Origin of the sequence: Paenibacillus sedimenti (assembly GCF_014534655.1) — a bacterium.
Classification (GTDB): domain Bacteria; phylum Bacillota; class Bacilli; order Paenibacillales; family NBRC-103111; genus Paenibacillus_E; species Paenibacillus_E sedimenti.
Window position 1 is genome coordinate 13,648 of the sequence record NZ_JACVVD010000021.1, and the last position, 23,373, is coordinate 37,020.

At 49.4% G+C, this 23,373-nt stretch carries 24 protein-coding genes and 1 pseudogene; all 25 read left to right on the plus strand.

Annotation, left to right across the window (positions count from 1 at the left end):
* Nucleotides 1-143 precede the first annotated feature (143 nt).
* The 25 genes and pseudogenes from ICC18_RS31130 to ICC18_RS31250 all read left to right on the plus strand — a co-directional run bounded on the left by ICC18_RS31130 (nucleotide 144) and on the right by ICC18_RS31250 (nucleotide 23,278).
* The gene (locus ICC18_RS31130; RefSeq protein WP_312029639.1) at nucleotides 144-1,283 is read left to right on the plus strand and encodes a resuscitation-promoting factor; all 1,140 of its coding nucleotides are present in this window, start codon (nucleotides 144-146) and stop codon (nucleotides 1,281-1,283) included.
* A gap of 168 nt (nucleotides 1,284-1,451) precedes the next feature.
* On the plus strand, nucleotides 1,452-1,985 hold the full coding sequence (rnmV, locus tag ICC18_RS31135; protein WP_188178309.1) for a ribonuclease M5: 534 nt from the start codon (nucleotides 1,452-1,454) through the stop codon (nucleotides 1,983-1,985).
* A gap of 99 nt (nucleotides 1,986-2,084) precedes the next feature.
* Nucleotides 2,085-2,984 (plus strand): 16S rRNA (adenine(1518)-N(6)/adenine(1519)-N(6))-dimethyltransferase RsmA, encoded by a 900-nt coding sequence (gene rsmA, locus ICC18_RS31140; protein ID WP_188178310.1) that lies wholly within the window; start codon nucleotides 2,085-2,087, stop codon nucleotides 2,982-2,984.
* A gap of 54 nt (nucleotides 2,985-3,038) precedes the next feature.
* A complete protein-coding gene (gene yabG, locus ICC18_RS31145) occupies nucleotides 3,039-3,920 on the plus strand; it encodes a sporulation peptidase YabG (protein WP_188178311.1) in 882 nt (293 codons plus the stop codon).
* A gap of 268 nt (nucleotides 3,921-4,188) precedes the next feature.
* Nucleotides 4,189-4,464: a biofilm formation stimulator Veg gene (gene veg / locus ICC18_RS31150; protein WP_163953657.1), complete on the plus strand. Its 276-nt coding sequence runs from the start codon at nucleotides 4,189-4,191 to the stop codon at nucleotides 4,462-4,464.
* A 201-nt stretch (nucleotides 4,465-4,665) separates the two neighbouring features.
* Nucleotides 4,666-4,836: pseudogene (locus tag ICC18_RS34160) on the plus strand (small, acid-soluble spore protein, alpha/beta type); the annotation flags it as partial.
* Between the two features lie 366 nt (nucleotides 4,837-5,202).
* On the plus strand, nucleotides 5,203-6,057 hold the full coding sequence (ispE, locus tag ICC18_RS31160) for a 4-(cytidine 5'-diphospho)-2-C-methyl-D-erythritol kinase (protein WP_188178313.1): 855 nt from the start codon (nucleotides 5,203-5,205) through the stop codon (nucleotides 6,055-6,057).
* Between the two features lie 186 nt (nucleotides 6,058-6,243).
* Nucleotides 6,244-7,080 (plus strand): pur operon repressor, encoded by an 837-nt coding sequence (purR, locus tag ICC18_RS31165; protein ID WP_188178314.1) that lies wholly within the window; start codon nucleotides 6,244-6,246, stop codon nucleotides 7,078-7,080.
* 2 nt (nucleotides 7,081-7,082) lie between these two features.
* Complete coding sequence (locus ICC18_RS31170; protein ID WP_188178315.1) at nucleotides 7,083-7,466, plus strand: RidA family protein; 384 nt, start codon at nucleotides 7,083-7,085, stop codon at nucleotides 7,464-7,466.
* 118 nt (nucleotides 7,467-7,584) lie between these two features.
* The gene (gene spoVG, locus ICC18_RS31175) at nucleotides 7,585-7,869 is read left to right on the plus strand and encodes a septation regulator SpoVG (RefSeq protein WP_036655543.1); all 285 of its coding nucleotides are present in this window, start codon (nucleotides 7,585-7,587) and stop codon (nucleotides 7,867-7,869) included.
* A 97-nt stretch (nucleotides 7,870-7,966) separates the two neighbouring features.
* Nucleotides 7,967-9,361, plus strand: a complete 1,395-nt coding sequence (gene glmU / locus ICC18_RS31180; RefSeq protein WP_282559215.1) for a bifunctional UDP-N-acetylglucosamine diphosphorylase/glucosamine-1-phosphate N-acetyltransferase GlmU — start codon at nucleotides 7,967-7,969, stop codon at nucleotides 9,359-9,361.
* 123 nt (nucleotides 9,362-9,484) lie between these two features.
* On the plus strand, nucleotides 9,485-10,132 hold the full coding sequence (locus tag ICC18_RS31185; protein WP_188178316.1) for a 50S ribosomal protein L25: 648 nt from the start codon (nucleotides 9,485-9,487) through the stop codon (nucleotides 10,130-10,132).
* Between the two features lie 434 nt (nucleotides 10,133-10,566).
* A complete protein-coding gene (pth, locus tag ICC18_RS31190; RefSeq protein ID WP_188178317.1) occupies nucleotides 10,567-11,127 on the plus strand; it encodes an aminoacyl-tRNA hydrolase in 561 nt (186 codons plus the stop codon).
* Between the two features lie 134 nt (nucleotides 11,128-11,261).
* Nucleotides 11,262-11,489 carry an anti-sigma-F factor Fin gene (fin, locus tag ICC18_RS31195; protein WP_188178318.1) on the plus strand — a complete coding sequence of 76 codons (228 nt, stop codon included), beginning with the start codon at nucleotides 11,262-11,264 and terminating at the stop codon, nucleotides 11,487-11,489.
* Between the two features lie 229 nt (nucleotides 11,490-11,718).
* A complete protein-coding gene (gene mfd / locus ICC18_RS31200; RefSeq protein ID WP_188178319.1) occupies nucleotides 11,719-15,246 on the plus strand; it encodes a transcription-repair coupling factor in 3,528 nt (1,175 codons plus the stop codon).
* Nucleotides 15,227-16,327 carry a peptidylprolyl isomerase gene (locus tag ICC18_RS31205; protein WP_223193036.1) on the plus strand — a complete coding sequence of 367 codons (1,101 nt, stop codon included), beginning with the start codon at nucleotides 15,227-15,229 and terminating at the stop codon, nucleotides 16,325-16,327. Before mfd ends, ICC18_RS31205 begins: the two co-directional genes overlap by 20 nt.
* A 232-nt stretch (nucleotides 16,328-16,559) precedes the next feature.
* Entirely contained in the window at nucleotides 16,560-17,102 is a 543-nt protein-coding gene (spoVT, locus tag ICC18_RS31210; protein WP_188178320.1) for a stage V sporulation protein T, read from the plus strand.
* Nucleotides 17,103-17,232: 130 nt separating this feature from the next.
* Entirely contained in the window at nucleotides 17,233-18,921 is a 1,689-nt protein-coding gene (locus ICC18_RS31215) for a putative polysaccharide biosynthesis protein (RefSeq protein ID WP_223193037.1), read from the plus strand.
* Between the two features lie 71 nt (nucleotides 18,922-18,992).
* Nucleotides 18,993-20,501: a bifunctional methyltransferase/pyrophosphohydrolase YabN gene (yabN, locus tag ICC18_RS31220; RefSeq protein WP_188178321.1), complete on the plus strand. Its 1,509-nt coding sequence runs from the start codon at nucleotides 18,993-18,995 to the stop codon at nucleotides 20,499-20,501.
* 154 nt (nucleotides 20,502-20,655) lie between these two features.
* Entirely contained in the window at nucleotides 20,656-20,928 is a 273-nt protein-coding gene (gene hbs, locus ICC18_RS31225) for a non-specific DNA-binding protein Hbs (protein WP_163953595.1), read from the plus strand.
* Nucleotides 20,928-21,191: an RNA-binding S4 domain-containing protein gene (locus ICC18_RS31230; RefSeq protein ID WP_188178322.1), complete on the plus strand. Its 264-nt coding sequence runs from the start codon at nucleotides 20,928-20,930 to the stop codon at nucleotides 21,189-21,191. The genes hbs and ICC18_RS31230 overlap by 1 nt, the downstream gene beginning before the upstream one ends.
* 205 nt (nucleotides 21,192-21,396) lie before the next feature.
* A complete protein-coding gene (yabP, locus tag ICC18_RS31235) occupies nucleotides 21,397-21,684 on the plus strand; it encodes a sporulation protein YabP (protein WP_188178323.1) in 288 nt (95 codons plus the stop codon).
* Nucleotides 21,681-22,256 (plus strand): spore cortex biosynthesis protein YabQ, encoded by a 576-nt coding sequence (gene yabQ / locus ICC18_RS31240; RefSeq protein ID WP_188178324.1) that lies wholly within the window; start codon nucleotides 21,681-21,683, stop codon nucleotides 22,254-22,256. Before yabP ends, yabQ begins: the two co-directional genes overlap by 4 nt.
* A gap of 16 nt (nucleotides 22,257-22,272) precedes the next feature.
* Nucleotides 22,273-22,593 carry an FtsB family cell division protein gene (locus ICC18_RS31245; protein WP_188178325.1) on the plus strand — a complete coding sequence of 107 codons (321 nt, stop codon included), beginning with the start codon at nucleotides 22,273-22,275 and terminating at the stop codon, nucleotides 22,591-22,593.
* 109 nt (nucleotides 22,594-22,702) lie between these two features.
* Nucleotides 22,703-23,278, plus strand: coding sequence for a S1 domain-containing RNA-binding protein (locus ICC18_RS31250; protein WP_188178326.1), 576 nt, complete (start codon nucleotides 22,703-22,705; stop codon nucleotides 23,276-23,278).
* The last annotated feature ends 95 nt before the right edge of the window (nucleotides 23,279-23,373 follow it).

Genomic DNA, 23,373 nt, shown 5'->3' on the forward strand with positions numbered 1-23,373 from the left:
CGGACATGGACCGCACTGCTACTGGGTAAACTCCGCTGAACAAGCTGGAGGGGAACCATTAAGTTACTACAAATAAACTTAGTCGCGTCAAATCTGATCATGCGTAACACTCGACGGCGGGGCTTTGAAGGAGGACCGAAGAAGTGGGCAGTATCTCATTAACAGAGACCCATGTAAAACGATCATCCAGCATGTCCTTCGCATTGCGATGGAAGCATGAAAACTTGCGTTTGATTTTAAGCTTAGCTATGATCTCAATCGCGATGACTTTCATGTTTTTGGTGTTGTTGTACGGTACGGCTACCAAGAGCGTATCCGTGGTTGTGAATGGACAAGAAACCGTTGTGCATACGAAGCAATGGGTCCTGCAACGCCTACTGGATGAACAAGCCATTAAGATTGGTGAACACGATGTCGTTTCCGCGTCTCTTACGACCACAATCAAGGGCGGCGAGAAATTCGTCATTGACCAGGCTTCGCCAATTCAACTGACTGCTGATGGAAAGACCACCACTGTTTACACAACTGCAAGAACGGTAGAAAGTGCATTGCAACATTTAAATATTGCACTTGGGGAATTCGACAAAGTAACTCCCGGACCGATAGCCTCTCTATCTGCCGGCGATGAAATCAAAATCGTTCGCGTGAAAAAAGAGACAGAGGAAGTAACCGAACCGATTGCGTTCGATACGGAAAAGAAGAGCGATGCATCGCTGCTCAAAGGTAAGGAGCAAACCGTCCAAGAGGGTAAAGAAGGCGTACTCCTGAAAAAGAAAGAAAAGATTTACGAAGACGGTGTTTTAGTCTCGGAAGCAGTTGTGGATGAACAGGTTCAAACGGAAAGTGTAAATAAAATCGTTGCGGTGGGCACGAAAAACCCAGTCGTCGTTTTGTCGGCTTCATCCCCTAGCGTGGATGAAATTTCCAAGAACGGCGTGAAGTTCGGGTATAAACAAATCCTGAAGAATGTGAAGCTGACCGCTTATTCGGCAGGCGTGGCATCGACAGGTAAATCTGAAGGTTCTCCTGGTTATGGTAAAACATACACAGGAACGACCGTTTCGGAAGGCAGAACCATTGCCGTCGATCCGAAGGTGATTCCTCTGGGTTGGTGGGTATACATCGATGGTATCGGCTTCCGCCGCGCTGAGGACATCGGCAGCGGTGTAAAGGGTCAAATGATCGATGTTTATTATGAAGATGAAGGCTATGCCAATAAATTCGGCACGAAGCAAGGCTATACGGTCTATGTGGTTGGACCGAAGAAGCCAACGGAGAATTAAGGAGTAAACGGCTGTCTCAGCGGGTAGAATGAAATCTATAAGGCCGGCAGCCTGGATGAAAGAAGAGGGACCCCCCTCTTCTTTTTCTGCGTTTGATAAGTACTAATCAGGTTTATCATAATGGATGGCGAAGTTGTTGGATCCTTGGTATAGGGAAAGGGATATCTTATGATTAAGGAAGTAATCGTCGTAGAAGGCAAGGATGATACGGCGGCGATTCGCCGAGCGGTCGAGGCGGATACGATTGAAACAGGCGGGTCCGCCATCGGACAGGCTGTATTGAAGCGGATTGCGCTTGCACAGCAACGCAGAGGCGTTATTATATTCACGGATCCGGATCACGCAGGTGAGCGGATTCGGAAGATTGTGGCGGCCAAGGTGCCCGGCTGCAAGCATGCTTTTATTACGCAGGAGCAGGCTGCGTATAAGGGCGATATCGGCGTCGAGAATGCGACGCCCGAGACGATCCGGCAGGCGCTGGCCAGCCTGCGTACGGAATACGACGGCGCCGTCTCCATGCTGACGATGGAGGACTTGATGGCGGCAGGGCTCATTGTCCACCCTGAAGCGGCTTCCCGCAGGCTTATGGTGGGTAAGAAGCTCGGGATCGGCTACTGCAACGGCAAGCAGTTCTATAAACGTTGCGCGATGTTTCAAATAACGCGCGAGGAATTTGAGGCGGCGTTAGAGGTTTTGAAGTAACAGCTTCCGGGAGACTTTGGTGCAATGAGTGAAGTCTCAGGCGGCTTAATGATTTTGCAAGTTTAATTAAGAACCTATAGATAAAAAGAGGGCTATAAGATGAATACATTCAATCGCGTGACATCCGAAGATGTCGCAACTCCTAGCAAGACGAAAGAAATTCTAAAGCGTCATGATCTTGTATTGAAAAAAAGTCTAGGTCAGAATTTCTTGATTGACCATAATATTTTGCACAAAATCGTGTCCGCCGCCGAGCTCGGCCCGGACAAGGGCGCACTGGAGATCGGCCCCGGCATCGGGGCGCTCACCCAGCAGCTCGCCAAGCTGGCCGGCCGCGTCCTGGCCATCGAGATCGACCAACGTCTGCTGCCCATCCTGGGCGAGACGTTGGAGCCTTACCCCCATGCGACCGTCGTGCATGGGGATGTGTTAAAGCTGGATCTGCCGGAGTTGTTCCGGCAGCATTTTGCGGGCGTGGATGGCGTTAGTGTTGTCGCCAACCTGCCCTACTACATCACGACGCCGATCATCATGAAGCTTCTCGAAGAGAAGCTGCCGCTTGAGAATATCGTCGTGATGATTCAAAAAGAAGTGGCCGACCGCATGGCGGCCCGCCCGGGCACCAAAGATTACGGCAGCCTCAGCATTGCCGTCCAGTTCCACTGCGAGGCGGAGCTCGTCACGATCGTGCCCCGCACAGTATTTGTCCCGCAGCCGAACGTCGATTCCGCCGTGATCCGGCTGCGCGTTCGCAAAACTCCGCCGGTCGAGGTGGCGGACGAGGCCTTCTTCTTCGAAGTCGTCCAGGCGTCCTTCGTCCAGCGGCGCAAAACAATCTACAATAACCTCGCGGCGCGGTTCTTTACCAAAGAAACCAAAAGCGAGCTCGAAACGCTTCTGCTCGCCAATAACATCGATCCTCAGCGCCGGGGCGAGACGCTGAGCATGGAAGAGTACGCGCGCTTGTCGTCGGCTCTCCTCGCGCGCGGCTGCAAATAACCCGCACCAAATGCCCAGTTCCGCCATAGGATATGCCTAGGAGGGGATTGAGCGATGAGGCAAGGAGACTTTGTTACCCGTAAATCCTATGGCGGTGACGTCATTTTTAAGATCGAACGCATCGAGCAGTTAAAGGCGGTGCTGCGCGGCGTCGATTATCGGCTGCTAGCGGATGCGCCGCTGACGGACTTGATGGCGGCTAGCGCCGCTGGAACGTTGGACGATCCAAGATTGGGCACATCGCAATTTCGCGAATCCATTCGGCGATTAGCGTTATCTCAGGCTCAGATGCAGGAGAAGAACGAACTCTCCCTAACCCATAAATATAAGGCCGGTTCCAGCTATTTTGAAGTACCCGGGAAAGTACTTCATTTGGATGGAGATCCGGCTTATTTGCGTAAAAGCATGCAGCTTTATGGGGAATTGCGAGTGCCCGTGGAGGGGTATTACATTCCGGAGCCACAGATGCCGGACGCATTGTACCGGCTGTTGCCCCAAATTAAGCCCGAAATTGTCGTTATAACCGGTCACGACGGCATATTGAAGCACCGTAATAGCGGAGAACTGCACAATTTAAGTAACTATAAGAATTCACAACATTTTGTGAATGCCGTACAGATCGCAAGGCAGTATGAGCGGAATCGGGATTCCATGATTATCGTAGCAGGGGCCTGCCAGTCTCATTTTGAAGCGTTACTGCGGGCAGGAGCTAATTTCGCAAGCTCGCCGGCGCGCGTCTTGATTCACGCCCTGGACCCTCTTTGTATCGCGGCTAAGCTCTCTTATACCTCGGTGAAGGATACCATTTCAATGCTCGATATTGTGGATCTAACCGTTACCGGATTGGAAGGTTTAGGCGGCGTGGAGACGCGGGGGAGCTACCGGATGGGTATTCCCGGCATTCAGAATGTGCAGGGAAAGGCGCAAATGCAGTGATTTTTGAATTGTATGAAAAGGCACCTGACTGGCATTTGACTCGAGAGAGTCGATTGCGCGGGAGGTGTTCTTTTTTTTAGGAGAGGAAGGAATGAGAAATATGTGAATAATTTGCGAACTTTGGAGACAACCTATAAGCTAGGTAACTAAAAAATTAGGTGAATATGCCGTTGACAATACGATTGTCGGACTGATATAATATTTGCCCTAGTTTGACATGCCTGTCCGAATCGGTTATAATTGACTAGGAAAGAGGTGGTAGTTGACAATGGCAAAAAATGCGCTGTTGGAGATTAAACGCAGTTTGGAGCCCCATGTCGGGCAGAAGATCATGTTGAGAGCAAATGGTGGCCGTCGAAAGACCATCGAGCGTTCCGGTGTTTTAGAAGAAACCTACCCTTCTGTGTTTATTGTGAAATTGGACCAAGAGGCGCATGCCTTCAAGAGAGTGTCCTACAGCTATGCCGATATCCTCACCGAATCCGTAGAAGTTACTGTTTGTAATGATGACGGACAGGTTCGTATCACCTACATCCAACATTAGCTTAAAGCGTTATGCGTTACTATATGAACAGACCCTGGGGGTCTGTTTTTGCATTTTGTATGGAGACTGCCAATGCGCGACATACTATGTGTAAGGAAGCAAAACTCAGCATATGCTTACGTAGAAAGTTTTACAAAAGCAAAACTCAGCATATGCTTTCGAAGAAAGTTTTACTAAAGTAAAACTCTAAGGAGGTTTCTTATGGGTCGCAGAAGAGGCGTCATGTCAGAAAGTTTTAAATATGAGTTGGCCAAAGATTTAGGATTTTATGATGTGGTGCAGCGTGAAGGTTGGGAAGGCATTCGTACCAAAGATGCAGGAAATATGGTCAAACGTGCGATTCAAATTGCAGAAGAGCATTTGGCGAAGCAATACACGTCCTCGGCTCCTGTAAGTTATGGTTCTGCCGCAACCGGTTATAGCCAACCGAACTACTCAGCGCCTAATACTCCTGCGAATTACGCTCAACAAGGCTATGGACAAGGCGTATATGGATCGACGCAACAAGCGTACTCTAACTATATACCAAATAACACCGCGGGGACGTACAACGTGAATACGTCAATTCCTTATCAAAATCAGCCGTCTGTTCCGGCCATGGATCAGGCTTTGGCGGCAAATCAGCAAGCTGGCCAGGCGGGACAGCGTTCCTATTACAGCTAAAGCGAATGCTTTAGCTTTTCTTTTGCGCTTTTGTTATAATATTTTAACGGCAAACGAGCAAAAGAAGGTGATCCGATGAAGATTTTTGAAAAAGCACCGGCTAAAATCAACCTATCCCTTGATGTTTTACATAAAAGAGAAGACGGTTACCACGAAGTCGAGATGGTTATGACGATGGTAGATCTGGCGGATCGCATCGAAATGCAGGAGCTGCCCCGGGATACGATCATTATTTCCAGTCAGGCTGGCTATATTCCGCTTGATGAAAAGAATTTGGCGTTCCAAGCGGCCAGATTAATTAAGGATCGATATGACGTTAAACAGGGCGTATATATCCATCTGGACAAAAAGATCCCGGTCGCCGCAGGTCTGGCGGGAGGCAGCAGCGATGCCGCAGCGACCTTGCGCGGGCTTAACCGGCTTTGGCAGCTGAACATACCTATGGAAGAGCTGCAGAAGCTCGGAGCTGAGCTCGGATCGGATGTGCCCTTTTGCGTGACAGGCGGGACAGCAGTGGCCAGAGGACGTGGCGAAAAACTGGTGCCGATCGCTTCGCCGCCTCAATGCTGGGTCGTTTTGGCCAAGCCCCCGATCAATGTTTCCACCTCGGAGATTTATGGGAAGCTGAACGCCCGCGAGATTAAGAAGCATCCCTCAACGGCTAATGTGCTGGAGGCGATCCGAGAGAAGCGGTTCGACCGGCTCTGCGACGAGCTCGGCAATATGCTTGAGGAAGTGACGCTGGACTTGTACCCAGAGGTGCGGCACCTGAAAGAATGCATGCAGAAGCTGGGCGCGGACGGTGTGTTGATGTCAGGCAGCGGGCCGACTGTATTCGGGCTCGTCTCCAAGGAAGCGAAGGTGCCCCGTATTTACAATGGGCTGCGAGGCTTTTGCAAAGATGTATACGCGGTGCGGATGTTAACGTGATGGATGGTTGAGAGAGCCCTAGGAAGGGCTCTTTTTTGCCGAAGTCATGGAAGGCGTTTTCATAGTTGTCATTATGTCAACTTAGTGTTAAGTTCGTGTTAATATAATTTTCATGAGATGCTTGAATAAATACGTATAAAAATGGTATATTTTCTTTATATTATTCGGATTTAGGGGGGTAGGGCGATGAAAAAGTTGAAAAGGAGCGCTAGGCTGGTGGAAATGACGCAATACTTGTTATTTCGCCCCCATTCGTTAATTCCTTTAACGACTTTTGCCGAGCGTTACAACTCAGCTAAATCCTCGATCAGTGAAGATTTGGCCATCATCAAGGAAGTATTTGAAGAAGAAGGTTTGGGCGAACTGCATACGCTGGCAGGAGCAGCCGGAGGAGTGAAATTCACGCCAAAGATGCCGAAGGAAGCGTCGCTGAAGTTTATCCAGAATCTATGTTTACAGCTGCAGCAGCCAGAACGGATTCTTCCCGGAGGCTATTTGTATATGTCTGATATTATGGGGCAGCCTCATTATTTGAATGAAATCGGAAAAACGTTTGCATCTGCGTTCGCAGGACGGGACATCGATGTTATTATGACCGTTGAGACGAAAGGCATACCGCTTGCCTATGCGACGGCTTCTTATATGAACCTTCCTGTCGTTGTTGTACGCAGGGATACGAAGGTGACCGAAGGATCTGCCGTAAGCATCAATTATGTGTCCGGATCCAATAAGCGAATTCAAACGATGTCGCTCGCAAGACGAGCGCTGAGAGAAGAATCGAAGGTGTTAATCATCGACGATTTTATGCATGTAGGCGGGACAATTCACGGTATGATGGATCTGCTTGCTGAATTTAAAGCTTCGGTCCAAGGCGTAGGCGTGTTTATGGAGTCCTGCGAGGTGGAAGAGCATCTAATCGATGATTATGTATCGCTGGCCCGATTGTACGGTGTTGATTCCAAGACGAAGCAAATAACTGCGGAGCCGGGCAATTATTTTGACGGCAATAAAGGAGACTTGTAACGATGGAGTTCATTTCAACTCAAGCAGCCCCTGCGGCTATCGGTCCTTACTCGCAGGCGGTAAAGGTAGGTAATTTGCTTTTCACTTCCGGACAGATTCCTCTTGGCCTCGACGGACAAATCGTTCAAGGCGGCATCAAGGAACAGGCTCATCAAGTGTTTGCTAACCTGAAGGGTGTCCTTGAAGAAGCTGGAACCCATTTTGCTCATGTGGTCAAGGCGACGGTGTTTCTCAAAGATATGAATCAGTTCGCCGAGCTCAATGACATCTATGCTTCGTATTTTGGCGACCATAAGCCGGCTCGCTCGACCGTCGAAGTGGCACGATTGCCTCGGGATGTTTTTGTCGAAATTGAGTTAATTGCTGAGATTCCTGTCGAATTTTAACAAAAAGATTAAGATCATATAAATTTATAGAAAATTTCAAAAAAATAAGAAGGAATTTGCCCCAAAATGTGGAATTATACACCCAAGTCTCAGCGATGGAAAAAGGTGGTGAACACAAGTGCAAATTACAGATGTAAGACTCCGCCGGGTCAACTCCGAGGGGAGAATGAAGGCGATTGCTTCCATTACCATTGACAACGAGTTTGTTGTTCATGACATCCGAGTCATTGACGGCAACAACGGCATGTTCGTGGCTATGCCTAGCAAGCGAACTCCAGACGGTGAGTTCCGTGACATCGCTCATCCCATTTCTTCAACAACCCGCGAAAAGATTCAAGCTGCGGTATTAGCTGAATACGATCGTGCAGCTGCTGAAGAAGAAGTGATAGAGGAAGGCGCTTAAATCTGTTTACCTAGAGAGCCCGCGAGGCTCTCTTTTCTTTTTGCGAGAATTAAGCTATATTGGGTGAAGTAATTGAATACAAGGAGTTGAACATCTCTTGAAGCTCATGGCTATTGTACTGGCAGCAGGCCAGGGAAAACGAATGAAATCGAAGCTGTACAAAGTGCTCCATCCGGTCGTCGGCAAACCGATGGTGGGCCACGTTGTGGACACGCTCAAGCATATAGAAGCAGCTAGAACATTAGTGATTGTTGGTTACGGGGCGGAAGCGGTTCAGGATTACTTAGGTGATCGCGTAGAATACGCGCTGCAAGAGCAGCAGCTTGGCACAGGACATGCAGTTCTGCAAGCTAAGGATGCACTTGGCTCCGAAGAAGGCATGACCATTGTGATTTGTGGCGATACGCCGCTTATTTCGGAGGAAACTTTGAAAAGCATGATCGGGCTGCATCAAGATTCGGGAGCCTCTGCGACGATTCTCACAGCGAAGCTGGATAATCCGTTTGGCTACGGCCGCATCATTCGCGGCGAAGATAATCGTGTGGCACGTATAGTGGAGCAGAAGGACTGTACGCCGGAGGAAGCCGCTGTGCAGGAAATGAATACAGGCACTTATATTTTTGATAATCGTAAGCTTTTTGATGCTCTTGCTTCGGTTACGAACAATAATGTTCAAAATGAGTACTACCTCACGGATGTTATCGGTATTTTGGCAGGTCAGGGGGAGGTTGTACAGGGCTACTGCATGGCTGATGTGACAGAGTCGATCGGCGTGAACGACCGGGTGGGGCTTGCAGAAGCCGAACGTTTGTTCAAAGAGCGGATCAACCGTCAGCACATGTTGAACGGAGTTACCATAATCGATCCGGCTAATACGTATATTGAAGTGGGCGTCACGATCGGCATGGATACCGTACTGCTGCCAGGAACGATTTTGCGTGGCAGGACTGTTATCGGTGACAATTGTACGATCGGACCGCAAACGGAAATTATCGATTCGACGATTAATGACGAAGTAACGATTAAGCAGTCTGTTCTGCAGGATGCTTATGTGGATAGTAATGCGAGTGTCGGGCCTTTTGCTTATTTAAGACCAGGTGCGAAGATCGGCAAGCATGTTAAAGTCGGCGATTTCGTCGAGATTAAGAACGCGACCCTTGGTGAAGGTACGAAAGTATCCCACCTGAGCTACGTGGGTGATGCCGTTGTCGGTATGAACGTTAACATCGGCTGTGGTGCGATTACGGTTAATTACGACGGATTTAACAAGAATTTGACCGAAATCGGAGATGACGCGTTTGTCGGCAGTAACGTGAACCTGATCGCTCCCGTACGGATCGGTAATGGTGCATACGTGGTTGCAGGCTCTACCATCACACATGGGGTGGATGACGGGGATCTGGCGATTGCAAGAGAAAGACAGACTAACAAACCGGGCTATGCAGATAAGATTAAAGCGCGCATGAAGGCGAAGAAAAATAACAAAGGGTAAGGGCCGCCCACACTCTATGGTATTAAACACGGAAAAACCGCGCGAAGGCTTTGGATGGAACCTCCTGTGGTTGGGTACGCTATGACTAGTGTTTATCCAACTCTTAGGAGGTTCTTTTTTGATATGGCATTGACGTTAAAGGCAGAAGCCCGTAAGGAAACGACCAAATCTGACATTAAGCAGCTGCGTTCTCAGGGTAAAATTCCGGGCGTAGTCTATGGCAAAAAGGTCCAATCGACGGTCATTGCGATCGACCAGAAGGAGTTGCTGGCGCTGCTGCGTACAAATCCGCATGCCATTGTCGAGATGGACATGCCGGACGGCGGCGGTAAGCAGCCTGTGATGATTAACGAAGTGCAGCGCGGCAAGGTGCATCGGGAGCTGCTTCATGTGGATTTTCATCAGATTAATATGGACGAGCCTGTGAAAACGGTCGTCACTCTCGAATTTACCGGCGAGGCGGAAGGTATCAAAGAAGGCGGTATTTTGCAGATTCAACTCCATGACTTGGAGATTCGCTGTCTGCCTAACCAGATACCAAACTCAATTCCCGTTGATATCACGAATTTGGGGCTTGGAGAGAACCTGCTGGTTTACCAGATCTCGGTTCCGGCAGGGATTGAGGTCAAGTCTGATCTAAACGACCTCGTCGTTACGATACTTGCGCCTCAGAAAGAGGTTGAGCCGGAAGAGGCTCCTGCTGCGCAGGAAGAGAAGGCTGGGCAAGCTGAGGCGGCAACTGAAGCTGCGAAGGAAGAACAGACGGTATAAAGACGTGGCGAAACAGAGGGTGCCCTTGCTCCGAATGCAGGGTATCCTCTTTTTTCACTTTGAGTGCCTTGTTCAATAGCCCGGACGTGAGATAAAAACATGCATACTGCGGTTATAGAATGTATTGTTGACTTTAACAAAATGGGAAGTATAAACTTCTACAAAGCCTATATCCTTGTGTAGGTTTTGATAGTATACTTGGACGGGAATGCCGGCATCTATATGATCTTGAAATTGTAGATCAGTAGAAAGTTGTTGACCGTTAAGATACATAAGCGCTGGCTCACCTGCAACTATGAATTTGATGGTAACTTTTGTTAATCTATTAGGTAGACAACATATATGAGGATTTAGTTCCGCAAAGAATTGATCTTTTATTAATATTATTAAAATTTGATAAAGTTGCGGTCGCATCATTGGGAGGATGAATAAAAATGAAATGTTTCATTGGTTTAGGAAATCCGGGCAAGCAATATGAGCAAAATCGGCATAACATTGGTTTCATGGCTATTGACCGTTTTGCCGCTAAATGGGGAATTCACTCTTTTCAAAATAAAAGTAAAGGTCTGTTAGGAGAAGGTAACGTCAACGGTACGAAAGTGTACCTGCTTAAGCCGATGACGTATATGAACCTGTCAGGTGAAGCGATGCGGGCTTTCCTCGATTTTTACAAAGCAGACTTGGCGGACATCACTATTATTTACGATGATATGGATACGCCTTTTGGCCAGATCCGACTTCGGTATCAAGGAAGCTCCGGCGGTCATAACGGGATCAAGTCGATTATTCAGCATGCAGGGACGCAGAATTTTAACCGGATTCGAATGGGGGTAAACCGCCCTGCTCCAGGCTATAATATCGCAGATTATGTGTTGTCTAACTTCTCTAAAGAAGAGATGAAATCGATCGATCAAGTGCTGGACCTTACGTGCGAAGCCATGGAATTCAGTCTAAGCGAATCGTTCGAGAAGACGATGGCGAAATTCAACAAATAGCGGTCCTAGCACACGCGTTCAGAATAAGTGTATGCACTCCAGGTATCCGAAAATGACAACGGCAGGGTTGGCTAATTTCTCCGGCAGATGGCCATACTAGCATGTAATAGGATATTTGAAGGAGGCATACATATATGATCAAGTATATTTGCAGGCATTGTCACACCTTTGTCGGGGAAATTAATCAGCGAGAAATTACGGAGCAGCAGCTCGGCTTCCATTTCTTGACCCCCGATGAGCGTAGAGATATAATATCGTATAATACGAATGGGGACGTTACAGTCAGAGTTGTTTGCGACTATTGCCGCGAAGCGCTTGAGGCGAATCCGGAGCTGTCGCTGCTGGCAAGTCCGCTGCAGTAATGAATGTTAATGTTATATGTTTTTATGGGGCCCCCGCAAAGTAATGTCTAAACTTATATCGGAGCAATTCACGAAGCATGACCGCTCTGAAAGTAAAGTTTAGACGCCGATCGAGCTAAAGCTCGATGCGGACGGAAGGCCTCGTAGCTCAGCGTCACTTTGTGGGGTTGAGTAGGAATAGCCTAGGCAAGTGTGCCGAGGCTTCTTTTTGTGAGAGGAGTGTACTTGTTTGCAAGCCTTAATTCAAGCTTTTTCTGCGGATACCGACTTTCAAACGATCGTTACAGGTATTCGATCCGAGATGAAAGAGCAGCTCGTTGCCGGACTGACCGGCTCCTCTCGACAAGTGATGATTGCGACTCTTGCGCGAGAGATCTCGCGACCGCTATTCATTGTAACCCACAACATGTTCGCAGCCCAGAAAATCTCAGAGGATTTACTAGAATGTTTATCTGAAGATGAGGTGCTTTTGTATCCGTCCCAAGAACTTCTAGCTACCGAAGAGGCGGCGGCCAGTCCGGAAATGTTGGCGCAACGTATTGATGTGTTAACCAAGCTGGCGGGCGGGTATCGCGGAGTTGTGATTGCTCCCTATGCCGGTGTACGCAGATTGCTGCCTATCAAGCAGGTGTTCGAAGAATCACAGATCACGGTCCAAGTGGGGGACACGGTCCATCTGGATGAACTGCTTCTCAATTTGACGAATCTAGGGTATGAACGTGTGGAGCGGGTCGAGTCCAAAGGCGAGATGAGCGTGAGAGGCGGTATTTTGGATTTATTCCCGCTAACGTCCGCAAATGCGATTCGGATTGAGTTTTTTGATGTAGAAGTGGATTCTATTCGAACCTTCGATGTGAGTGACCAAAGGTCAATTGATAAATTACAGGCGATTACGATCCCGCCATGTCGAGAGATTCAAGCGGATCGAAAGCGATTACAAGCTGCTGCCCAACATGCTTATGAGCTGCTGCAGGGACAACTGGAGAAAATGACGGATCGGGCGGCGAAGGATAAGCTGCTTGAAGGCATCGGACATGATATCGAACTGCTCCGCGAAGGACAGATGTTTCCAGGTATTTATAAATATATTTCGCTCTTATATACGGAAAGACAGACCCTCATGGACTTCATGCCCAAGGATGCGGTGCTGATTATCGACGAACCGGCGCGTTTGCTGGAGACGGCGAAGCAGCTGGAGCGCGACGAGGCGGAGTGGATGATGCATGCGCTGCAAGAGGGGAAGAGCTTGCCGGCTTTTGTGCTGTCCAAATCTTATGAATCCTTGCTGCATCGCCGACCGTTTCCAACGCTCTATTTGTCGCTGTTCTTGCGTCAAGTGCCAGGCATTCAACCGCAGAATATCGTGAATTTCGTCTGCCGTGTGATGCAAAACTTTCATGGACAGATGAATCTCTTGAAAGCGGAGATGGAGCGCTGGAAGAAAAACGGCATCAAAGTCATTTTGCTGGCCAATGGGGAAGAGCGATCCGATCGCGTGAAGCGGGTGCTGCACGATTATCAGATTGAAGAGCCGGAGATCGTGAACGGCAATCTGCAGACAGGCTTCGAGATGCCATCGATTCATCTGGTCGTTATCACTGAAGGGGAGATTTTCACCCAGAAGCAGCGCAAGGCGCGCAAGGTCGAGAAGAAGATGGAGAACGCGGAGCGCATCAAGAGCTATCAAGAGCTCAAGGTTGGCGACTATGTCGTTCATGTGAACCATGGCATCGGAAAATATGTCGGGATCGGCACACTGGAAGTTGGCGGTATCCACAAGGACTACCTTCACATCATGTATGCGGGTGGCGACAAACTGTCCGTACCGATCGACCAGATCGATTTGATCCAGAAGTACGTTGGCGCCGAAGAGAAGGAGCCTAAGGTATACAAGCTTGGCGGTGCCGATTGGGCAAGAGCAAAGAGCAAGGCCCGGGCATCCGTCAAAGACATCGCCGACGAACTGATCAAGCTCTATGCGGAGCGTCAGGCGACCACCGGTTATGGATTTAGTAAAGATAGCTCTTATCAAAATGAGTTCGAAGCGATGTTTCCTTATGATGAAACGCGAGACCAGCTTCGAGCGATCGAAGAGATTAAGCAGGACATGGAGAAGCCGCGTCCGATGGATCGCTTGCTATGCGGCGACGTAGGCTATGGGAAAACGGAAGTGGCGGTGCGCGCTGCCTTCAAAGCAGCCATTGACGGCAAACAGGTAGCGGTGTTAGTGCCCACGACGATTTTGGCGCAGCAGCATTACGAAACGTTCCGTGAACGATTCTCGGGATATCCGTTCAATGTACAAGTGCTCAGCCGTTTCCGCTCCAAGAAAGAGCAGACGGAGGTCATGAAGGGCGTCAAAAAAGGGACGGTTGACGTCGTCATTGGAACACACCGTTTGTTATCGCAGGACGTGCAGTTCAAGGACCTCGGTCTGCTTATCGTGGATGAGGAGCAGCGTTTTGGCGTGTCCCACAAAGAGAAGATCAAGCGGCTGAAGACGAATGTGGACGTGCTGACGCTAACCGCGACGCCGATTCCACGGACACTGCACATGTCGATGCTCGGAGTGCGGGACTTGTCCGTTATCGAGACGCCGCCGGAGAATCGTTTCCCTGTACAAACCTATGTCGTGGAGTACGGGCCTGCTCTCGTGCGTGAAGCGATTGAGCGGGAGCTGGCGCGTGAAGGACAAGTGTATTATTTATACAATCGGGTTCAAGGCATTACCCAGATGGCGGATCAAATTTCGATGATGATTCCGGATGCTCGCGTCACCGTGGCTCATGGCCAGATGGGTGAGCAGGAATTGGAGAAGACGATTCTCGACTTCCTTGACGGCGAATACGATGTGCTCGTAAGCACGAGTATTATCGAGACTGGTGTCGACATTCCGAATGTGAACACATTAATCGTTCATGATGCGGACAAAATGGGGCTTTCTCAGCTCTATCAGCTTCGCGGACGCGTCGGGCGCTCGAACCGGATTGCCTATGCCTACTTCACGTATCAGCGCGATAAGGTGCTGACGGAAGTGGCGGAAAAACGGCTGCAAGCGATTAAAGAGTTTACAGAACTGGGTTCAGGCTTTAAAATTGCGATGAGGGATTTGTCCATTCGGGGGGCAGGCAATTTGCTGGGTGCCGAACAACACGGCTTCATTGCTTCTGTCGGCTTTGATTTGTATTCGCAAATGCTCGCGGAAGAGATCGCCAAGCTCAAGCAGGAGATGGAAGGCCAAGCTGCCGTGCCGGAACCGGAATGGAACACAGCCATCGATATTCAACTGGATGCGTATCTGCCATCTGACTACATCTACGATAGCATGCAAAAAATCGAAATTTACAAAAAAGTGGCTGCCATTCGCACATTGGAGGAAGCTGCAGATTTGCATGATGAGCTCGTCGATCGTTTCGGAGATCTGCCGCAAGCTGTATTCAACCTATTGGCAGTAGCTCGTTTGAAAGCATACGGTTCGGAATACCGAATTGAAACGATCAGCCAAAAAGGGGATGACTACCAGATCAAGGTGCACGCCGATCAGAACGACAAACTTGACGGGCAGAAGTTGTTCTCTCTGTCAAACCGCTTTGAAGGCCGTATCAAGCTTGTAGCGGGGCCGCAAATCAACATCCTTGTTCGCTGCAAGGGGCTTAAACCGGAAGATGCCATCGAGTTGGTGGAGAAATTCCTGGGGCAATACAAGGAGGTTCTGAAAACGAAGGGAGAATTACAAAATGTCGCCAAATCATATTAACAAAAAAACGGTTTACTCAAAGAAATGGATCTTATCGATGGTGGCGCTGCTTCTTGCCTTTTCCGTATTGAGCGCATGCGGTAAGAAGAATCAGGAGGGCGCTGCGACTGCTTCGCCTTCCGCTACTGCGGCAGCAGAAGGAAAACCGACAGATATCATAGCAACATACAAGGACGGCGGCAAAGTGACTCGCGCCGAGTTCGACGCCTTCGTCAACGTGAACAAAATGTTCTCTCCACAGCTTGCGCAGTTTATGACGGACCCTTCTTTTCAACAAGACATGTTGAAACAATTGGTTACGTTCCGTGTCTTGTCTTCGAAAGCGGACGATAAGGTCAAAGCTGAGGCTGATAAGCAAGTGACGGAGCAAATGAAAGCTATTACCGATTACTTCGGCAAGCAAGAAGGCGGAATGGACAAGCAGCTCAAGGATAACAACATCGAGCTGAAAGACATCGAGTCTTTGATGAAAATGAGCTTCTACACGATGGGCAGCATGGAAGGCAAAATCACGGATAAGCAAATTCAAGATTCCTATAATGAACAAGCTGCTGCGCATGCATTCGATATTGCAACGGTGAGTCATATTCTGATCTCTTTGAAAGACGCAGCAACGCAAAAAGATCTGCGTACCAAGGATGAGGCTTTGACTAGAGCGAAAGAAGTAAAGGGCAAGCTGGATAAAGGCGGCGACTTCGCTGCGCTGGCGAAGGAGTATTCCGACGATCCAGGCTCCAAAGATGTCGGCGGTACGTACAAAGATGCGGATATCAACCAATGGGTGCCTGAGTTCAAGGATGCCGCCAGCACACTGCCTTTGAATAAAGTCAGCGATCCGGTGGAGTCTTCATTCGGTTATCACGTGATGAAAGTGGAATCCAGAAGCACGAAACCGCTTGACGATACGCTCAAAACGCAAATCAAGTCTCAGTTAGCTGAGAAATCTCTTTCAGAGTTCGCTGAAAAAGAATACCCTAACTTGATCGAAACGAACAACTTGCCAAAACCGGAAGCAAGTCCTTCACCGGCTGCAAGCCCGGAAGCGAGTCCGGCTGCAAGCCCAACGCCTGCTGCAAAGTAAGAACTTACCAGGATGTCCCATGAGGGGCATCCTGTTTTTATTTGTTATTTTTGGACAAGATAAGTTCAGCAGCAGCTACATAAAGAAAAGTTCCTCGGTGAAGCGTCTGCATAGAAGAATGGGAAGTGAAGAATACTATGGATAGAATTCGAGTTCCCTCCATATCCCGAAACCAAGATTTCATGCTCCAGTCGTATCCAATTCTTCAGAGGAAAGTGAGGCATCTAGAGGTATGAAAGCAACTGGAATTGTCCGTCGGATAGATGATTTAGGGAGAGTCGTGATTCCTAAGGAAATACGACGCACACTTCGCATCCGCGAAGGTGATCCACTCGAAATTTTCGTGGATCGCGATGGGGAAGTCATCCTCAAAAAGTATTCACCCATTGGTGAGCTTGGGGATTTTGCCAAAGAGTATGCAGAATCTCTGTTTGAAAGCACGAACCATATAGCCATGATTTCTGATCGTGATACGATTATCGCGATGGCGGGCGGTTCGAAAAAGGATTATTTTGAAAAATCCATAGGATCTGTGGTGGAAGCTTGTATGGACAATCGCAAAGCCATACTGGAAAGCGCCAGCGGTCAATATGAGATTATTAAAGACGCGAGCGAGACCTTTTCATCGTATGTGGCAGCGCCGATCGTCGCGGGGGGCGACCCTATCGGATCTGTCATTCTGGTCAGCAAAGACGAGAATGTAAAAATGGGTCAAATGGAAATGAAAATGGTGGAGACGGCTGCAGGATTTTTGGCGAAGCAGATGGAGCAATGAAAAGAGAATATTGAACGCACAAGCTTCCTTACCGAGATGCCGACCCTCTGTAAGCGAAGCTTTTTATGTTTAAAAGGCGGATTTTGATATAATATGGCTAGAAGTATCCAGATTGGGGAGGAGTGGGAGGATGGAGGAGACCCACAAGGGAGAGCCCCGTAACAATTCAAGCAAGCAGAGTATGAAGTTGCTCAAAGGTGCTGTTATACTGGGTACGGCGGCTGTTCTATCTAAGCTGCTGGGTACTCTGCAGAAAATTCCACTGCAAAATGTCGCGGGCGATACGGCGTTTGGCCTATATAGTGCGGTGTATCCGCTATATATTCTCATTTTGTTTGCGGCAACGGCCGGATTCCCTGTAGCGGTATCCAAGTTTGTAGCCGAACGAGTTGTTCTTGGCGATGATCGCGGCGCGAGGCGGATTGTTTATGTTTCCGCGATAATTTTGATGGGTACAGGCATTGTACTTTTCTTATTCCTTTATTGCGGAGCGGGACATATAGCGGGATGGATTGGAATCAGCCAGACGAAGAAGGCGATTCAAAGTGTATCTTTCGCGTTATTGTTATCGCCTGTCTTAGCGGTTCTGCGCGGTTATTTCCAAGGCTATCAGAATATGGTGCCGACTGCTGTTTCACAAGTGATGGAACAGCTGATCCGCGTCATTACGATGGTTGCTTTGCTGCTGTATTTGGTTGCATTGGCCTATGATGAAGCCTGGATAGCTGCCGGCGCGACATTCGGATCGGTCACTGGGGCAGGTGCAGGTCTACTAGTGATGTTCGTGTATTGGCGAAAGGATCTGAGTAAACGGCAAGTATCGGGCGAAGCTAAGAACAAAGAAGCCCTCAATTATTGGCAGTGGGCGAAACGAATTACGGTTTACGCGATACCTGTATGTCTAGGCGCTATCGTCGTACCTTTACTGACGCTGGTCGATACGTTTACAATGCCTCGCTTGCTTGAAATTTCGTTTGGAAGCGAGGCCGAAGCCATGCGGCAATTCGGGCTCTACAATCGCGGTTTACCGCTTGTTCAACTAGTGGTTATGATTGCCTCTTCGATGTCAGCGGTACTTGTTCCCGCTATTGCAGAGGCTAAGGTAAAGAGGCGGGGAGGGCTTGTCCGCAGCCAGGCTGAGATGGCTGTACGGCTTGCGTGGCTGATCGGCCTGGGCGCCTCATTCGGCCTGGCTTTTGCAGCAATGCCAATTAACGTCATGCTGTACAAAAGCAGCGAAGCCAGCTGGACCATGGCCTTGCTTGCCTTCACGGCCTTATTCAGCACGCTGAACGCTGTCACGGCCAGCGTGCTGCAAGGCGCCGGCGCGATTCGCACGCCGGCGAACGCCCTGCTCGTTGCCATTGTGCTGAAAGCACTCGGCAACGTCTGGCTGATGCCCCGCTGGGGCATCGACGGCGCCGCGCTCAGCGCGGTGATCGCCTACGCCGCTGCCGCGGGGCTGAACCTGGTGCAGCTGGTCCGCTGCACCGGGGCGCGCTTCGCGCTGCGGCCGTACGCCGTAAGCCCCGCGCTGGGCGTGGCGGGGATGGGCGTCTGCCTCGCAGCGCTGCAGCTGTTGGCCAAGCCTGCTATGGCGGCTTGGCACGTGCCCGAGCGATTGGGCTACAGCGCAATCGCTCTCTTATGCGTAGCCGGCGGCGCGGCCGTCTACGTGCTGGCGCTGCTGCGCAGCGGCAGCATCAGCCGCGAGGAGCTGCGGCTGATGCCGGAGCTGGACCGGAAGCTGGCGCCGGTCCTCGCGAAAGTGCTGCCGCCAGCGGAGCAGCGCGCTGGCACTGTGTCCGACAAGCACTAGTTGTTTTGGCAGCCGCGGCCTAACGATTTGCCATTCATTTCACCATATTCCCATCCAGGAGGTGCTACCAAATGTCCGAACCAAGCATCACGATCGTCGGCCTAGGAACCGGCGACGAGGATCAGCTTACGCTCGGGGTCTGGAAGAAGCTGCAGCTTGCTTCCAAGTCACAAGCCAAGCTTTACTTACGTACCAACGATCATCCGATGGTTCGTATGCTGGATGACAATCAAATCCCATACACAACGTTCGATGCCAACTATGAGGCACATCAAAACTTCGAACGAGTGTACGAGTCCATCGCGGATGAGCTGATCCAGCAGGCGAGGCAGGAGTCCACTGAAATCATTTATGCGGTACCCGGCCATCCGATGGTGGCGGAATACACGGCCCAGCTGCTGAAGCAGCGATGCCCGGAAGCAGGCATCGCCCTAACCCTGCTCGGCGGCGAGAGCTTCCTCGACCAAGCCTTTCTGCGCTTCGGCTTCGACCCGATCGATGGATTCCAATTGCTGGATGCGACTAGCCTTAGCCGCTATACCCTTAATCCTCGATTGCATACAGTCATCGGACAAGTCTATGATACATACACCGCTTCGGATCTTAAAATCAGCCTCATGGAAGCATACCCGGACGACTATCGTGTTGTTGTCGGCCACTCCCTGGGCGTGGCTGGAGCAGAGCAGATCATGGAAGTGCCGCTCTACGAGCTAGACCACATCAAAGGCTACGGCAATCTGTCCCTCGTCTGGGTGCCGAAGAGCGAACAGGACGAAGTTCATTATCGTTCCTTCGGCCGATTGCATGAGATCGTCAGCATCCTGCGCAGCCCGGAAGGTTGTCCGTGGGATCGCGAGCAGACGCACGCGAGTCTCCGCAAGAACCTCATCGAAGAAGCTTACGAGGTGCTGGAAACGATCGATGAGGACGATCCGGATCATATGTGCGAGGAGCTCGGAGATTTGCTGCTGCAAGTCATGCTGCATGCGCAGATGGAGGAGGAAATCGGCACGTTCACCGTATACGATGTGATTTCGACTCTAAATGAGAAGTTGATTCGCCGCCATCCGCATGTGTTTGGCGATCATAAAGCCGGCGATGCGGACGAGGCGCTGGTTAACTGGAATGCGATGAAAGCCGAGGAGAAGCGCAAAAAAGGCATCGATGTCACGAAGCAATCCGTGTTGGACGGCGTGCCTCGCGACTTGCCGGGCCTCATGAAAGCATGGAAGCTTCAGAAAAAAGCGGCCGCAGTCGGCTTCGATTGGTCCGAAGCGCGTGAAGTGCTGAACAAGGTCGAAGAGGAGCTCGGTGAGCTGCGTCAGGCGATGGACAACCAAGATGCTCAGGAGAAGCAGGAAGAGCTCGGGGATTTACTTTTTTCCATTGTAAACCTTGCCCGTTTCCTTAAAGTGGACCCGGAAGAAGCGATCGCGCAGACGAACCGCAAATTCGTGCAAAGATTTTCATATATTGAGGAACAGCTACGTTTAAGAGGCCTTTCTTTTGAGCAAACTGATTTATCAGAGATGGAAACTTATTGGCAGGAAGCAAAAAAAGTTACAAAACTTGAGCGCTGACAGCAGGATTTTGCCGAAAAAAGAAGAATACATAGGTTGGTGTCAGGTTGAATATGGAAATATGACGAGCGGAGAGACTTTGAACTACGTTCAAAGATCCCTATGTCGTATAGAAAACTCGATCTTCAAACATTTTAGGAGGTAAAGAAAACTCATGAACAAAACAGATTTGATCAACAACATCGCAGAAAAAAGCGGACTTACTAAGAAAGACGTAGAAGCGGTACTTAACGGATTCCTTGGTGAAGTTACTGATGCGCTTTCATCCGGAGATAAAGTACAACTGATCGGTTTCGGTACATTCGAAACTCGCAAACGTTCCGGTCGTACAGGCCGCAACCCGCAAACGGGCAGCCCAATCGTGATTGCAGAATCCAAAGTTCCTGCTTTCAAAGCTGGTAACAAACTTAAAGACGCTGTAAAATAATGCGCCTCGATAAGTTTCTCAAAGTATCTCGCCTGATCAAGCGCCGCACCGTGGCGAAGGATGTATCCGATCAAGGACGTGTCTGGATCAACGGCAGAGATGCAAAAGCAAGTACAACCGTGAAGGTTGGAGATGAACTTGCCATTCAATTCGGCCAGAAAAAGGTGACCGTTCGCGTAGAGGCACTCGCCGAGTCGACCCGCAAGGAAGACGCAGCGCAAATGTACACATTGCTGAAGGAAGAGGCTTTTCAACCGGAATAACACGCTTGTTGATCCAATAGCTCGGGATCCCTTGAAAAAGGGTTCTCGGGCTATTTTCATTATTTATCGGGGTATTTAAAGGGGGCTCCCCCAAAAGTAATCGGAATAGGCATCGAAGGATTTCTTCACTTTTGGGGGACTTTTCGAGTTCTAAAAATGGACATCCCTCCATATCGTAGTGATAGATGAAGGAGGGGTACAGGCCATGGTTGATCCCGTGAAAAACAGTAACAAGCGGCAGGAAATCAAAATGTTGAATCGCAAGCTCTTGGAGATCTCCGGAGTTTTGAACGTAGAAAGCTTTGACAGTGAAGAGTTCCTCCTGGAGACGGAAATGGGCTACTTGATGATTAAAGGGCAGAATTTGCACATCAAGAATTTGAGCTTGGAGCAAGGGTTAGTCGCCATAGAAGGATTGGTTAATGAACTGGCTTATGTGGATGGAAGCTCCCAGGAGAAATCCAAGGGATTTTTAGGTAAGCTGTTCAAGTGACCTTGAATGTCCAATTTTATACGATCTTCATGATGATTCTGAGCGGAATTGCTTTAGGTGCGATTTTCGATGTGTTTCGTGTTCTTTCAGGCAAGCTGCGCTTGCCTCGTTGGACGATTCCGCTCATTGATATTATGTTTTGGATTGTGGCGACAATCCTTGTTTTCCGACTGCTTGTTTACAGTAACGAAGGGCAGCTTCGCGTGTTCGTTTTTTTGGGTATTGGGATTGGCATATGCTTTTATTTTGCGCTGCTCAGCCTTTGGGTCATCCGCTTGACGCTGCTTGTAATCCGGATTGTCATTGCGATATACCGGTTTTTCCGCAGGGTTGTCGAACTTTTCATTATTAAGCCGATTATTGGTTTATATCGTCTAACGGTGATAATTTTAGGTTTTTTGGTAGCTGTAGCTATATTCCTGTATAAAATTGTGCTACAATTGCTGTATCCTGTGTGGAGACTACTCCTCTGGATGACTCGGCCATTGCATAAATATTTCGTGATTCCCGCTTGGCTCAAGAAGCTGTCCGGGAAAATCGTCGCGATCTATCGCAGGCTATTCTCAAAGTAGGAGGGCATACTTATTCATGCAAGCTCAAGCAACCGTTCCATCCAAAAGCAGCAGCAAAGGGTCTAAGCGAAGACTTCGTTTTCTGATGATCTTTGTTTTGTGTTTTATGAGTTGGGCAGGCGTTAACATCTGGGGCCAATTCGCTAAGCTGCATGAAAAGCGTAGTGTCGTAGCCAACTTGGAACAGCAGCTCGTAGAGGCGGGTAAATTGAATGATCAAACGAAGAAAGAATTGTCACGACTTCATGACGATGAATATTTGGAACAAATCATTCGCAGAGATTTCCATTATACGAAAAACGGAGAGACGCCTTTAAGTGTCTCGAAGTCGCAATAATAGTTAGGTTGCAGAAGCGGGCAAATGCCTTGTTGACCGTGGTTTCTGCATCGGTTATAATCGGCGTAGCCAGTGTTTTCAACATTTTAAGGGAGGAACATTTTACTTTATGGCAATTGAAGTGGGCACCAAGTTAGAGGGAAGAGTGACGGGGATTACTCACTTTGGAGCATTCGTCGAGCTTGCTGAAGGAGTTACCGGTCTTGTTCACATCTCAGAGATCGCGGACAATTATGTGAAAGACGTTAATGACCATTTAAAGCTTGATGACAAAGTAACGGTCAAAGTGATTAACGTGGACAAGGATGGCAAGATCGGACTGTCAATCAAGCAGACGATTGATAAGCCAGTTGAGGAAAGACCAGCTCGTCCTGAACGACAAGGTGGCAGCTATCAAGGGCGTCCAAGCGGAGATCGTCCAGGTTTCCAAGGACGACCAGGCGGTGGAGAGCGCAGCGGCCCTCCAAGCGGTGGTCCAGGCGGCGGCCGACCAGGCGGCGGTGGTTTCAACCGTGGCGGCGGTGGCGGTGGACGCGGCGGCTTTAATAAGCAGCAAGGCGGAGCCAGACCATTTTCGTTCGAAGATAAAATGTCCCGTTTCCTAAAAGACAGTGAAGAGCGGATTTCGTCTCTCAAGAAGAACACCGAGTCCAAACGCGGTGGCCGAGGCGGAAGAAGAGATTAATATACAAGCACCGAACCACATTCGCATAGGCGGATGTGGTTTTTTCGTTCGATGTTTCCATGTTTGGCCCATTATGTGTAGTACGCTTTGTATCA

Coding starts and splice junctions, on each gene's coding strand:
- rnmV (WP_188178309.1), top strand. CDS start 1,452: ATGATTAAGGAAGTAATCGTCGTAGAAGGCAAGGATGATACGGCGGCG.
- rsmA (WP_188178310.1), top strand. CDS start 2,085: ATGAATACATTCAATCGCGTGACATCCGAAGATGTCGCAACTCCTAGC.
- yabG (WP_188178311.1), top strand. CDS start 3,039: ATGAGGCAAGGAGACTTTGTTACCCGTAAATCCTATGGCGGTGACGTC.
- veg (WP_163953657.1), top strand. CDS start 4,189: ATGGCAAAAAATGCGCTGTTGGAGATTAAACGCAGTTTGGAGCCCCAT.
- ispE (WP_188178313.1), top strand. CDS start 5,203: ATGAAGATTTTTGAAAAAGCACCGGCTAAAATCAACCTATCCCTTGAT.
- purR (WP_188178314.1), top strand. CDS start 6,244: ATGAAAAAGTTGAAAAGGAGCGCTAGGCTGGTGGAAATGACGCAATAC.
- ICC18_RS31170 (WP_188178315.1), top strand. CDS start 7,083: ATGGAGTTCATTTCAACTCAAGCAGCCCCTGCGGCTATCGGTCCTTAC.
- ICC18_RS31185 (WP_188178316.1), top strand. CDS start 9,485: ATGGCATTGACGTTAAAGGCAGAAGCCCGTAAGGAAACGACCAAATCT.
- pth (WP_188178317.1), top strand. CDS start 10,567: ATGAAATGTTTCATTGGTTTAGGAAATCCGGGCAAGCAATATGAGCAA.
- fin (WP_188178318.1), top strand. CDS start 11,262: ATGATCAAGTATATTTGCAGGCATTGTCACACCTTTGTCGGGGAAATT.
- ICC18_RS31205 (WP_223193036.1), top strand. CDS start 15,227: ATGTCGCCAAATCATATTAACAAAAAAACGGTTTACTCAAAGAAATGG.
- spoVT (WP_188178320.1), top strand. CDS start 16,560: ATGAAAGCAACTGGAATTGTCCGTCGGATAGATGATTTAGGGAGAGTC.
- ICC18_RS31215 (WP_223193037.1), top strand. CDS start 17,233: ATGGAGGAGACCCACAAGGGAGAGCCCCGTAACAATTCAAGCAAGCAG.
- yabN (WP_188178321.1), top strand. CDS start 18,993: ATGTCCGAACCAAGCATCACGATCGTCGGCCTAGGAACCGGCGACGAG.
- hbs (WP_163953595.1), top strand. CDS start 20,656: ATGAACAAAACAGATTTGATCAACAACATCGCAGAAAAAAGCGGACTT.
- ICC18_RS31230 (WP_188178322.1), top strand. CDS start 20,928: ATGCGCCTCGATAAGTTTCTCAAAGTATCTCGCCTGATCAAGCGCCGC.
- yabP (WP_188178323.1), top strand. CDS start 21,397: ATGGTTGATCCCGTGAAAAACAGTAACAAGCGGCAGGAAATCAAAATG.
- ICC18_RS31245 (WP_188178325.1), top strand. CDS start 22,273: ATGCAAGCTCAAGCAACCGTTCCATCCAAAAGCAGCAGCAAAGGGTCT.
- ICC18_RS31250 (WP_188178326.1), top strand. CDS start 22,703: ATGGCAATTGAAGTGGGCACCAAGTTAGAGGGAAGAGTGACGGGGATT.